Consider the following 11,521-nt stretch of genomic DNA (forward strand, 5'->3'; position numbering starts at 1 on the left):
CCCAGGCTCTGCTCAGAGCTGACGCACCAGTGCCGGGATCCGTTCGCGGAACGGGAAGAAGCCGCGGGCGGCGTGGGGCCAGGCGGTGCCGTCCCACCGGCGGCGGACCGTCACGAGGGCGATGCCCTCGGCGTCGAGCACGGGGCGCAGCGCCTCCAGTCGCTCAGCGACGGGCCCGACCGGGGCGAACGGCACGACGACCGTGTCGAGGCCCTCGGCCCGCGCCCAGCTCAGCACCGTCGCGGGCGCCGCGTCGGCGAGGACCCGGGCCCGGCGCCCGCTCGCGTCCGGCGTGCGCGCCGCGGCGTCGGCCACGGCCCCGGCCGTGAAGGCGGCGACGACGGGTGAGACCCCCGAGGGGGACCGCGCACCGGCGTCGGCGCTCACGGCCGTGGCCAGGAGCGTGTGGACGAGGTCGGGCCGCTCGGCGAGCAGGCTGCCGGCCTCGAGGTCCTCCTCGTGCAGCAGCAGTCCGACCCGGTCGCCGACCCGCCCCACGACGTCGTCCAAGTCGATGGGGGTCCGGGCTGGCAGCGCCTCCTCGTCGAGGGCGCGGGCCGTCGTGGCCAGGCCGGCCGGCGAGAAGCGGCCGTCGGTGAACCGCGAGATGTTCGAGGCCGTCGCGAGGTAGGTCTTGCCCCGCGTCTGCAGCCCGGCGACCCAGCGCCACGAGAGCGTGTTCGAGGCGGCGTCGCCGTCGAGCAGGTGCCGGTGGAAGAAGTCGGCGCCGAGCTGCCAGGGCAGGCCGAGCGTGAACACCCAGATGCTGGCGAACCACATGCGCGTGTGGTTGTGGAGGTAGCCGGTGTCGACCAGCTCGCGCACCCAGGCGTCCATCGCCTCGATGCCCGACCGCCCCTCGACGGCGTCGTGGTGGCCCGGGGGGAGGTCGCCCGCCGTGAGCTCGGCGACGTCGTGACGGTACCGCCGCCAGACCTCGGGGTTCTGCTCCAGCCACCCCTTCCAGTACGTGCGCCAGAACACCTCCTGGACGAACTTCTCGGCGGCCCCGAGGCTGGTGTGGGCCAGGACGGCCTCGACGACCTCCTGCTCGGTCACGAGGCGGTGGCGCAGGTACGGCGACAGCCCGGAGACGTTGCTCCGGGAGGGCCCGTCGTCGTGGTTGCGGTCTCGGGCGTAGGCGGCGCCGGCGCGGGGGACGAAGTCCTCCAGCGCGTCGAGGCCGGCGGCTCTGGTGGGGGTGGGCACCGGCCCATCATGCGCCCCACGGGGTGGGCGACGCCGGGGCGGCGGGACAGCGCGGTCGACGCGGCGTACGGTCACGGGCATGCCGAAGGACGAGACGCCCCCGCAGCTGAAGAACCCCGAGATGTACGAGGCCCTGCGTGAGGAGGGCGCCTCGAAGGAGAAGTCGGCGCGCATCTCCAACGCCGCTGCTCAGAAGGGCAACAGCGAGGAGGAGGTCGCGGCGAAGGGCGGGCGGTCGGGGTCGTACGACGACTGGACCGTCGACGACCTCCGCGGCCGCGCGAAGGAACTGGGGCTCAGCGGGTACAGCGACCGGAAGAAGGACGAGCTGATCGAGATGCTGCGCGACCACTGAGGTCGGGGCGACGGCCCCGACGGGTCAGCTGGCCTCCTTCGTCGCCGCGGTCTTCTTCGCGGGATCCTTCTTCGCCGGAGCCTTCTTCGCTGGCTCCTTCTTCGCCGGCTCCTTCTTCGCGGGCGCCTTCTTCGCGGGCGCCTTCTTCGCGGCCGCCTTCTCGGCCGGGGCCTTCCCGCTCGCCGACCCCGCGCCTCCGGTGCGCTTCTTCGCGGGGGCGCGTGACGACCCGGCCGACCGGCTGCGCTCGACCGACTGGCGCAGCGCCTCCATGAGGTCGATGACCTCGCCGTCCGACCCGCCGTCGCCCTCGTCGTCGTCGTCCTCGCTGCGGCCGAAGGTCGCGTCGGTGTCGAGCGACTCGCCCTCCTCGAGCTTGGCGTCGATGAGCTTGCGCAGCTCCTCCTGGTAGTCGTCCTCGAACTGCGACGGGTCGAAGTCGTCGCCGAGCGACTCCACCAACGAGCCCGACATGTCGAGCTCCTTCGAGCTGATCCGCACCGTCTGGTCGAGCACCGGGAAGCGCGCCTCGCGCACCTCGTCGTCCCAGAGCAGCGTCTGCAGCATCAGCACGTCGCCGCGCACCCGCAGGGCGGCGAGGCGGGTCTTCTGGCGCAGCGAGAAGTGCACGATCGCGGTGCGCTCGGTCTCCTCCAGCGTGCGCCGCAGCAGCACGTACGCCTTGGGCGACGACGAGTCCGGCTCGAGGAAGTAGCTGCGGTCGAACATGATCGGGTCGAGCTGGTCGCTCGGCACGAACTCGAGCACGTCGATCTCGCGCGAGCGCTCCTCGGGCAGCGACTTCAGGTCGTCCTCCGTCAGCACGACCGTGCGGTCGCCGTCGTCGAAGGCCTTGTCGATGTGCTCGTAGTCGACGACCTTGCCGCAGATCTCGCAGCGTCGCTGGTAGCGGATCCGCCCGCCGTCGGCGTCGTGCACCTGGTGCAGCGAGACGTCGTGGTCCTCCGTGGCGCTGTAGAGCTTCACGGGCACGTTGACGAGCCCGAACGTGATCGCGCCCTTCCAGATCGATCGCATGGGGTCATCATGCCTCCGAACGCACCCCGAACGACCGGGTTCGGGGTACAACGGCCGAGCACGGGGAGGCGCGCGGGAGCACGGTGGACCGCATGAGCCAGTACGACAAGAAGGACCCCGTCGACCTCTACCCCGTCCCGCCCTTCCCCGAGCAGGAGCAGTCGCTGCCGGGCGAGGCGCGGCGGATGGACCCGAAGCCCGACCACGGCGAGACCAGCTACGTCGGCAAGGAGCGCCTCACCGGCTACCGCGGCGTCGTCACCGGCGCCGACTCGGGCATCGGCCGCGCCGCCGCCATCGCGCTCAGCCGCGAGGGCGCCGACCTCGTGCTCAGCTACCTGCCCGACGAGCAGGCCGACGCCGAGGAGGTGCGCGACCTGCTCGAGGGCGAGGGCCGGAAGGCCGTGCTCTTCCCCGGCGACATCAGCGACGAGCAGTACTGCCACGACCTCGTGTCGAAGGCCGTCGAGGAGCTCGGCGGCCTCGACACGCTCGTGATGGTGGCCGGCCACCAGGAGAGCCACGAAGACATCCTCGAGATGACGACCGAGGGCATCGACCAGACGATCAAGACCAACGTCTACTCGCTCTTCTGGCTGACGCAGGCGGCGCTGCCGCACCTCGAGCCCGGCTCGGCGATCGTCACCACCGGGTCGATCCAGGGCACGCAGCCCTCCCCCGACAAGCTCGACTACGCCCTGACCAAGGGCGCCATCGGCGTGTTCACGGCGGGCCTCGCCCAGCAGCTCGCGCCGAAGGGCATCCGCGTCAACCAGGTCTCGCCCGGCCCGATCTGGACCCCGCTGCAGCCCGCCTCGCAGGACGGCGAGACCGTCTCCGAGTTCGGCATGCAGGCCCCGTACGGCCGCCCCGGCCAGCCCGCCGAGCTCGGTGCGGCGTACGTGCACCTCGTCAGCCCCGAGTCGAGCTACACGAGCGGCGCCACGATCACGATCGCGGGCGGCACCCCGGCCGTCTGACCGGCACCGCGCCTCCTGCCGGCCCGCCGTCCGCCCGTCGGACGGCGGGCCGCTCCGTGCCCGACGCGGCGCGGAACGGGTAGAACGAGACCACCAGCCACGGACGACACGAGGAGGCGCGCCATGGGCCCGAAGGGACGCGGCGAGCGCGTGCAGGTCGGCGGCCACACGCTGCAGCTCACCAACCTCGACAAGGTCCTGTACCCGGCCACGGGCACGACCAAGGGAGACGTGCTCGGCTACTACGCCGCCGTCGCCGAGTGGATGCTGCCGCACGTCGAGGGCCGCCCGGCCACCCGCAAGCGCTGGGTGAACGGCGTCGACGGCCAGGTGTTCTTCGAGAAGAACCTGCCCGACTCGGCGCCGGAGTGGGTGGCGCGCCACGAGATCCAGCACAGCGACCACGCCAACACGTACCCGCTCGTCAACGACCTCGCGACGCTGACCTGGCTCGGCCAGGTCGCCGCGCTCGAGGTGCACGTGCCGCAGTGGCGCTTCGGCCCGCGCGGCGCGCAGCGGAACCCCGACCGGCTCGTGCTCGACCTCGACCCGGGCGAGGGCGTCGGCCTCGCCGAGTGCGTCGAGGTCGCGCAGCTGCTGCGGCCGCTCCTCGAGGGCATGGGCCTCGAGCTCGTGCCGGTCACGAGCGGCAGCAAGGGCGTCCACCTCTACGCGCGGCTCGACGGCGGGCAGACGAGCGCCCAGGTCAGCGACGTCGCCCACGAGCTCGCCCGGGCCGTCGAGGCCGACCACCCCGACCTCGTGATCAGCACGATGGGCAAGGCCGACCGCCGCGGCAAGGTGCTGCTCGACTGGTCGCAGAACAACGGGAACAAGACCACCGTCGCGCCGTACTCGCTGCGCGGGCGCGAGCGGCCGACGGTCGCGACGCCGCGCACCTGGCGCGAGCTGGCGTCGAGGCAGCTGGGGCAGCTGGAGTACCCCGAGGTGCTGGCGCGCCTGCGGCGACGCGGCGACCCGTTGGCCGACGTGTCGAGCGGCACGCCCGTGCCGCCGGGTGAGCTCGGCGACGACATGCGCAACACCGAGTCGCCGGAGCACGATCCGTCGGGCGACGGCGAGACCCGCCAGCGCCGCGACAGGCTCGCGACGTACCGCTCCATGCGCGACCCCGCCAAGACGCGCGAGCCCGTGCCCGCCGAGGCGCCGCCGACGAGCGACGGCCGCAGCTTCGTCATCCAGGAGCACCACGCGAGCCGCCTGCACTGGGACTTCCGCCTCGAGCACGACGGCGTGCTGGTCAGCTGGGCGCTGCCGAAGGGCGAGCCCGACGACCCCGGCCAGAACCACCTCGCCGTCCAGACCGAGGACCACCCGCTCGAGTACGGCACCTTCGAGGGCACGATCGCGAAGGGCGAGTACGGCGCGGGCGAGGTCACCATCTGGGACTCCGGCACGTACGAGCTCGAGAAGTGGCGGGAGGGCGAGGAGGTCATCGCGGTGCTGCACGGCGAGCAGCGCGGCAGCCGGCGGGTCGCCCTCATCCACACCGGGCACGGCGGCGGGTCGTCGGAGAAGAACTGGCTGATCCACCGCATGGCCGACGACGCGGGACGCGCGGGCGCCGACGGGCACGGCGGTCACGGCGGCCACGGCGGCCACGGCTCGACGGGGGCCGCCGCAGGGAAGAAGAAGAAGGGCCGGACGGTGATCGGCTCGGGGGCCGGCAGCGGGGCCGCCCGCTCGACCCGCGACTCCTCGGGGTCGTCGCCGTCGTCGAGCGGCCGCGGCGACGCGGGCGACCTCGAGCCCGTCTCCCCCATGCTCGCCGTCGCCGGCACCGCGGCCGACGTCGACGACGACTGGGCCTACGAGATGAAGTGGGACGGCATCCGCGCGGTCGCCGTCGTCCAGGGCGACCGCGTCACCCTGACCAGCCGCAACGGCCACGACCTGACGCCCGCCTACCCCGAGCTGCAGGCGCTCGCAGGCCTCGTCGACAGCGAGGGAGGCGCGGTGCTCGACGGCGAGGTCGTGGCCGTCGACGAGACCGGTCGCCCCGACTTCGGCCTGCTGCAGACGCGGATGGGCCTGACGAAGCCCCGCGAGGTGGAGGCCGCGGCGAAGGGCGCGCCCGTGCGGTACCTGCTCTTCGACGTGCTGCACGCCGAGGGCAGGTCGCTCGTGCGACGCACGTACGACGAGCGCCGCGAGGTGCTCGAGCGCGTGGTGCGGCCGGAGGGCGCGGTCGACGTGCCGGTCGTCTTCGACGGCGACCTGGAGGCGGCGATGCGGACGTCGCAGCGCCTCCGGCTGGAGGGGGTCGTGGCGAAGCGCCGCGACGCGGCCTACAGCCCCGGCCGGCGCTCGCGGGCCTGGATCAAGATGAAGCACCACGCGACCCAGGAGGTGGTGATCGCCGGGTGGCGGCCCGGCAACGGTCGCCGCGCCTCCGGGGTGGGCTCGCTGCTGATGGGCGTGCCGGGCGACGACGGGCTGACGTACGTCGGGCGCGTCGGCACCGGGTTCCGCGACCGCGACCTCGACGAGCTGCTCACCGAGTTCCGCCGCGTCGAGAGGAAGACCAGCCCGCTCGTCGACGTGCCGGCGGCCGACGCCCGCGACGCGCACTGGATCACGCCGTCGCGCGTCGGCGAGGTGTCGTTCGCGGAGTGGACCTCGACCGGGCGGCTGCGGCAGCCGTCGTGGCGCGGCTGGCGACCCGACAAGTCGCCGGGCGACGTGGTGCGCGAGAGCTGAGCCGCGCCTCCCCGCCGCATGGAGGAGACTCGGGGCATGACAGACGCCCGCGGCCAGCGCATCGTGCTCGTGGTCGCGGTGCTCGCGTCGTTCGTGGCGTTCCTCGACGGATCGATCGTGACGGTCGCCCTGCCGGCCATCGCCGGCGAACTCGGCGGCGACCTCACGCTGCAGCAGTGGGTCGTCGACGCGTACCTGCTGACGCTCGGCTCGCTGATGCTCGTGGCCGGCTCGCTCAGCGACACCTTCGGGCGCGTCCGGGTGCTGCGCGCCGGGCTCGTCGCCTTCGCCGCCACGAGCGCGCTCGCGGCCCTCGCCCCCGACCCCGGCCTGCTCATCACGGCCCGCGCGCTGCAGGGCGTGGCCGCGGCCCTCCTCGTGCCGAGCAGCCTGGCCCTCATCACCTCGACCTACAGCGGCCCCGAGCAGGGCCGCGCCATCGGCCGCTGGACCGCCTGGACCGGGGTCGCCTTCCTCGTCGGCCCGCTCACCGGCGGCGCCCTCGTCGACACGATCGGCTGGCGCTGGGTCTTCGGGGTGGTGGTGCTGCCGGTGGCGGTGACGCTGGTGCTCATGACGCGCCTCCCCGGCGACGCCCACCGCGGCACGCCCGACGCCCCCGCCCGCGTCGACGTGGTGGGCGCCGTGCTCGCCGCGGTGGGCCTCGCCGGGCCCGTGTTCGCGCTGATCGAGGGGCAGCGCGTCGGCTTCGGCACCTGGTTCGTCCTCGTGCCGCTCGTCGTCGGCCTCGTGGCCCTCGTGGCGTTCGTGACCTGGGAGCGGCGCACGCCGCACCCGATGATGCCGCTCGACCTCTTCCGCACCCGCGAGTTCACCGTCGGCAATCTGGCGACGGTGGGCCTCTACGCGGCGCTCAACCTCGGCACGCTGACCATCCCGCTCGTCGTGCAGGAGCTCGCTGGCCTGTCGGCCACCGTCGCCGGGCTCGTCACGCTGCCGACGACGATCGTGTCGCTGCTCTTCTCCACCCTGTTCGGCACGCTCGCCGCGACGCACGGCCCCCGTCTGTTCATGACGGTCGGGCCGCTGATCACGGCGAGCGGGTTCGTCTGGATGCTGCTCGTCCGCGACCCGATCGACGTCTGGTGGCAGGTCGTGCCCGGCGTCGTGCTCTTCGGGTTCGGCCTCGCGGTGACGGTGGCGCCGCTGACCTCGGCCGTGCTGTCGCAGGTCTCGCCGGCCCGGTCGGGCATCGCCTCGGCGGTCAACAACGCGATCTCGCGCGTCGCCGGGCTCGTCGCCGTCGCGTTCCTCGGCGTGATCGCCGGAGGCGCGCTGACCGTCGACGGGTTCCACCGCGTCGTCGTCGTGGTCGCGGTGCTGCTCGTGGGGAGCGCCGCCGTGTCGTTCGTCGGTCTGCGGGGGTCGGGCCGCGCCTCCTCGTGACCACTCGCGGCGGCGCGCTAGCGTCGTCGGGTGCTCACCACCGACCGTCTCCTGCTGCGCCGCTGGCGCGACGCCGACCGTGCCCCGTTCGCGGCGATGAACGCCGACCCCGTCGTGATGGAGTTCTTCCCCTCGACGCGCACGCCCGCCGAGTCCGACGCGCTGGTGGACCGCATCGAGGCAGGCTTCGAGCGCGACGGCTTCGGCCTCTGGGCGGTGGAACAGCGGGCTGACGGCGAGTTCGTCGGCTTCGTCGGCCTGTCGCGTCCGTCGTTCGAGGTCGTCGCCGGGGGCCGGGCCCTCGTCGACCCCGTCGAGATCGGCTGGCGCCTCCGTCGCGACTCGTGGGGCCGGGGGCTCGCGACCGAGGCCGCGCGCGAGGTGCTGCGGCACGCGCTCGACCCTGCCGGTGCCGACCTGCCCGGCGTCGTGAGCTTCACGGCGGCGCTCAACCTGCGCTCCCGGGCGCTGATGGAGCGGATCGGCCTGCGGCGCGACCCGGCCGACGACTTCGCGCACCCGGCCCTGCCGCCGGGCCACCGCCTCCGGCCCCACGTCCTCTACCGGGCGGATCGCGCCTCGTCGGCCTAGCCCCCCGTCGCCCGGGTCAGGGTCGAGTGGTCACGAACTGCGCCTCGACCGGGGTCGGAGCGACAGTTCGTGACCACTCGGCGGGGACGGGGAGGACGCGAGGGCGGGGCTGATCGCCAGGCGGCGGGGCGATGGTCGAACCGCAGCCGCGCGACACGGCGCCCGCTCACCGGCCGGCGACGCCGCCTGACCCGGCACGCGGTCACCGCCCGCCGGCTCGCCCCGGCCGCACCCCGACCCGCACCGGCGCCCCCGGCGCGCTCGCGAGCCGCAGCGCGTCGTCGAGCTGCTCGAGCGGCACGACGTGCTCGACGAGCTCGGCGAACGGGTAGCGGTGCCGCTGCTCGGAGACGAACGCGACCGCGGCGACGAGGCTCGCGGGCGCGTAGTCGTGCACCCCGGTGAGGGTGAGCAGCCCCCGCTCCACCCTCTCGGGCAGCACCGGCACGGCCGCTCCCGGCGCGACCGGCCCGGCGAGCACGACCACCCCGCCCACGCCGACCGTGTCGACGAGCAGCGCCACGGCGGCGGAGCTGCCCGAGGTCTCGAGGGCGACGGTGCGGTGGCGGCCCGAGCGGTCCACCTGCGCGAGCGCCCGGGCGAGGCTCAGCGGGCCCCGCGACTCCCCCGGGTCCGCGACCGCGGCCGCTCCGAAGCGGCACGCGAGCAGCCGCCGGCACTCCGAGGCCTCGACGACCACGACCCGGGCCCCCGCCTGCGTCGCCATCGCCGTCGCCGCGAGCCCGCGCGCCCCGGCCCCCGAGACGACGACCACCTGCCCGCGGAGCGCCTCCGCGACCGCGCCCCCGGCCGCCAGGGCCAGCAGCGAGGAGGCGCGGTGCACGGCCTCCGCGGCGGTCGCGACCGCGCACGACGCGGGGGCGAGCACCTCGTCGGGCACCGCGTCGTCGTCGACGACGACGACCGCGGCCCCCCGGCGCACGTGGACGTGGCTGGCGAACCCGCCGCCGAGCTCCCACGAGCGACGGACGGCCGCGTGCCCGTGCCGTTCGAGGCTCGCGCAGGCCTGCGGCAGCCCGCGGTGGCACTCCACGCACCGGCCGCACGCCACGACCACCGACCAGACGACGCGCATGCCCGGCAGCAGCCGGCGCCCGTCGACCGACCGCGCGTGCGCGTCGGCGTCGACGACGCGCCCCACCTGCTCGTGGCCGAGCACGCACGGGGTCGCGCCCGGCCGACGCCCGGCGACGGTGTGCACGTCGGAGTCGCAGATCGTGGCGAGGTCGACCCGCACGAGCGCGTCGCCGCGCTGCAGCCGCACCCCGGGCACGGCGACGGCCTGCAGCGGGCGGCCCGGGCCCTGCCAGGTCATCGCGACCGCCGCCTCCGGCAGCACCAGGTCACGCCCCGGCGGCAGCGTCACGGGCCCCGTCGCGGTGCCGCCCGCGCCCCGCGCCCCCGCGCGGGTCGTCGCCCTGTTCGTCATGCCGTGCCGCCCCCGTCGCGCGCCGCGGCTCCGGTGCCCGCGTCGTGCCCCCGACGCTACGGAGCGCCGGTGATCGGCCGGCGTCCGGCAGGTGAACGAGAGGAGGCGCGGTGCCGGTCAGCGGGTCGGCGAGAGCCCCAGCAGCCGGATGACGTCGTCGGCCTCCTGCTCGGGCGTCTGCGTCGCGTCGACGACGATGTGGCGCTCGTCGGCCTGCGGCGGCTCGAGGGTCGCGAGCTGCGAGTCGAGCAGCGAAGCCGGCATGAAGTGGCCGGGGCGCGCCGCCATCCGGCCGCCGATGAGGTCGTTGCTGCCGCGGAGGTAGACGAAGACGACGTCGAGCTCGCGCAGCACGTCGCGGTAGCTGCGCTTGAGCGCCGAGCAGGTGATGACGCCGGGCACGCCCTGCATCGCGTGCTCGATGATCCACGACGAGACGGTGTCGAGCCACGGCGCCCGGTCGTCGTCGTCGAGCGGCACGCCGGCCGCCATCTTCGCCACGTTCTCGTCGGGGTGGAGGTCGTCGCCCTCGGCGTGGTCCCAGCCGAGGCGCTCGGCGACCAGCGCCGCCACGGTCGACTTGCCCGAGCCCGAGACGCCCATCACGACGAGCACGGGGGCGCCCGACCAGCGGCGCGCGGTCTCGGGCACCTGCGCCGCGCCTCCGGTCGGCACGTCGCGGGAGGCGTCACGCAGCAGGGGGCCGGAGGCGGGAGTCGGGGAGGGAGAGGTCATGGTGTCGCGTCCTTCCGAGGACGCTTCTCTGCGACCTCGTCGTCTGGGGAGGGCCCGCGCGCACCGCCCGGCGGGGCGGCGTCGGTCGGCCGGTCGTGGAGGCCGGGGCTGCCGGTCTGCCATCCTGGGAGGACGCGCGGATCTGAATAATCAGATTAATCAGACCCCAGGAGTGTGCCACACGGCGACTTCCCCCGGCAAGACGCCCGCGAGGGCTCAGGAAGACCACGATGACGACCGGACTCCCCTCCGCCTCCCGCGACCGCGGGCTCCACGCCCGCGTCGTCGACGCACTCGGCCAGGACATCGTCGACGGGCGCCTCGCCCCCGGCGCCATCCTCAACGTCGAGGCGATGAGCGAGCGGTTCTCGGTGTCACGGTCGGTTCTGCGCGAGGTGCTCCGCGTGCTCCAGTCGCTCGGGATGGTGGAGCCCCGGCAGCGCACCGGGACCCAGGTGCTGCCCCGCGCCTCCTGGGACCTGATGAGCCCGCAGGTGATCCTCTGGCGCGGCCGCGGCCCCGAGTACTTCACCCAGATGCGCGAGCTGCTCGAGCTGCGGCTCGGGCTCGAGCCGATGGCCGCCCGCCTCGGCGCGCTGACGCCAGACCCGCTGCAGGCCGCCGTCGTGCTGGAGGCCGCCCGCACGATGGTCGATGCCGACGCCGCGGGCGACGGGCCCCGCTACCTCGAGGCCGACGTCGCCTTCCACACCGCGCTGCTGCGCGGCTCGGGCAACCAGGTGATCGGGCACTTCGCCACCCAGGTCGAGGCCCTGCTGCGCACCCGCGTCGAGGAGGCCCGCGCGACGATCACCGACTGGACGCCCGCCGCCGCCGCCGCGCACCTCGCCCTCGCGGAGGCGCTCGCGGCCGGCGACGCCGACGTGGCGTTCCGCGCCGCGTGGGAACTGATCTCGGGCACGGTCGACGAGTTCGTCCGTGAGTCGGACGAGGAACTGCACTGACCGCAAGCGTTCACGCGCCGTTCATCGCGGGCGGCCCGGCTCCGGCCTAGCGTCGGCCGGGCAGGGGGCG

Annotated in this window: 10 protein-coding genes; 6 read left to right on the forward strand and 4 right to left on the reverse strand. The window is 74.6% G+C overall.

Annotated features, from left to right (window positions below; all coding sequences use genetic code 11):
- Nucleotides 1-12 precede the first annotated feature (12 nt).
- The gene (locus FHR77_RS07810) at nucleotides 13-1,209 is read right to left on the reverse strand and encodes an FAD-binding domain-containing protein (RefSeq protein ID WP_341777280.1); all 1,197 of its coding nucleotides are present in this window, start codon (nucleotides 1,207-1,209) and stop codon (nucleotides 13-15) included.
- A gap of 79 nt (nucleotides 1,210-1,288) precedes the next feature.
- Between FHR77_RS07810 and FHR77_RS07815 the strand changes: the two genes are divergently transcribed.
- On the forward strand, nucleotides 1,289-1,564 hold the full coding sequence (locus FHR77_RS07815) for a DUF7218 family protein (RefSeq protein WP_167259588.1): 276 nt from the start codon (nucleotides 1,289-1,291) through the stop codon (nucleotides 1,562-1,564).
- A gap of 24 nt (nucleotides 1,565-1,588) precedes the next feature.
- On the opposite strand, the gene ku is transcribed toward FHR77_RS07815, so the two are convergent.
- Entirely contained in the window at nucleotides 1,589-2,602 is a 1,014-nt protein-coding gene (gene ku / locus FHR77_RS07820) for a non-homologous end joining protein Ku (RefSeq protein ID WP_167259589.1), read from the reverse strand.
- Between the two features lie 92 nt (nucleotides 2,603-2,694).
- Here ku and FHR77_RS07825 point away from each other — a divergent pair, with 92 nt between their 5' ends.
- The 4 genes from FHR77_RS07825 (at nucleotide 2,695) to FHR77_RS07840 (ending at nucleotide 8,301) form a co-directional block, all read left to right on the forward strand.
- Entirely contained in the window at nucleotides 2,695-3,582 is an 888-nt protein-coding gene (locus tag FHR77_RS07825) for an SDR family oxidoreductase (protein WP_167259590.1), read from the forward strand.
- Between the two features lie 123 nt (nucleotides 3,583-3,705).
- Nucleotides 3,706-6,303: an ATP-dependent DNA ligase gene (locus FHR77_RS07830; protein WP_167259591.1), complete on the forward strand. Its 2,598-nt coding sequence runs from the start codon at nucleotides 3,706-3,708 to the stop codon at nucleotides 6,301-6,303.
- A gap of 36 nt (nucleotides 6,304-6,339) precedes the next feature.
- On the forward strand, nucleotides 6,340-7,710 hold the full coding sequence (locus FHR77_RS07835; protein ID WP_167259592.1) for an MFS transporter: 1,371 nt from the start codon (nucleotides 6,340-6,342) through the stop codon (nucleotides 7,708-7,710).
- 30 nt (nucleotides 7,711-7,740) lie between these two features.
- Nucleotides 7,741-8,301 carry a GNAT family N-acetyltransferase gene (locus tag FHR77_RS07840; protein ID WP_167259593.1) on the forward strand — a complete coding sequence of 187 codons (561 nt, stop codon included), beginning with the start codon at nucleotides 7,741-7,743 and terminating at the stop codon, nucleotides 8,299-8,301.
- Between the two features lie 202 nt (nucleotides 8,302-8,503).
- Here the strand turns inward: FHR77_RS07840 and FHR77_RS07845 are convergent, their stop codons facing one another.
- Entirely contained in the window at nucleotides 8,504-9,751 is a 1,248-nt protein-coding gene (locus FHR77_RS07845) for an alcohol dehydrogenase catalytic domain-containing protein (RefSeq protein ID WP_243861619.1), read from the reverse strand.
- Nucleotides 9,752-9,868: 117 nt separating this feature from the next.
- Nucleotides 9,869-10,354 carry a gluconokinase gene (locus FHR77_RS07850; RefSeq protein ID WP_235491316.1) on the reverse strand — a complete coding sequence of 162 codons (486 nt, stop codon included), beginning with the start codon at nucleotides 10,352-10,354 and terminating at the stop codon, nucleotides 9,869-9,871.
- A 362-nt stretch (nucleotides 10,355-10,716) separates the two neighbouring features.
- Between FHR77_RS07850 and FHR77_RS07855 the strand changes: the two genes are divergently transcribed.
- Nucleotides 10,717-11,451: a FadR/GntR family transcriptional regulator gene (locus FHR77_RS07855; protein WP_167259595.1), complete on the forward strand. Its 735-nt coding sequence runs from the start codon at nucleotides 10,717-10,719 to the stop codon at nucleotides 11,449-11,451.
- The last annotated feature ends 70 nt before the right edge of the window (nucleotides 11,452-11,521 follow it).

The organism is Frigoribacterium endophyticum (assembly GCF_011759585.1).
Taxonomy (GTDB): domain Bacteria; phylum Actinomycetota; class Actinomycetes; order Actinomycetales; family Microbacteriaceae; genus Frigoribacterium; species Frigoribacterium endophyticum.

Excerpts from the sequence above, each read along its gene's own strand:
- FHR77_RS07815 (WP_167259588.1), top strand. The coding sequence starts at position 1,289 with ATGCCGAAGGACGAGACGCCCCCGCAGCTGAAGAACCCCGAGATGTAC.
- ku (WP_167259589.1), bottom strand. The coding sequence starts at position 2,602 with ATGCGATCGATCTGGAAGGGCGCGATCACGTTCGGGCTCGTCAACGTG.
- FHR77_RS07825 (WP_167259590.1), top strand. The coding sequence starts at position 2,695 with ATGAGCCAGTACGACAAGAAGGACCCCGTCGACCTCTACCCCGTCCCG.
- FHR77_RS07830 (WP_167259591.1), top strand. The coding sequence starts at position 3,706 with ATGGGCCCGAAGGGACGCGGCGAGCGCGTGCAGGTCGGCGGCCACACG.
- FHR77_RS07835 (WP_167259592.1), top strand. The coding sequence starts at position 6,340 with ATGACAGACGCCCGCGGCCAGCGCATCGTGCTCGTGGTCGCGGTGCTC.
- FHR77_RS07845 (WP_243861619.1), bottom strand. The coding sequence starts at position 9,751 with ATGACGAACAGGGCGACGACCCGCGCGGGGGCGCGGGGCGCGGGCGGC.
- FHR77_RS07850 (WP_235491316.1), bottom strand. The coding sequence starts at position 10,354 with ATGGGCGTCTCGGGCTCGGGCAAGTCGACCGTGGCGGCGCTGGTCGCC.
- FHR77_RS07855 (WP_167259595.1), top strand. The coding sequence starts at position 10,717 with ATGACGACCGGACTCCCCTCCGCCTCCCGCGACCGCGGGCTCCACGCC.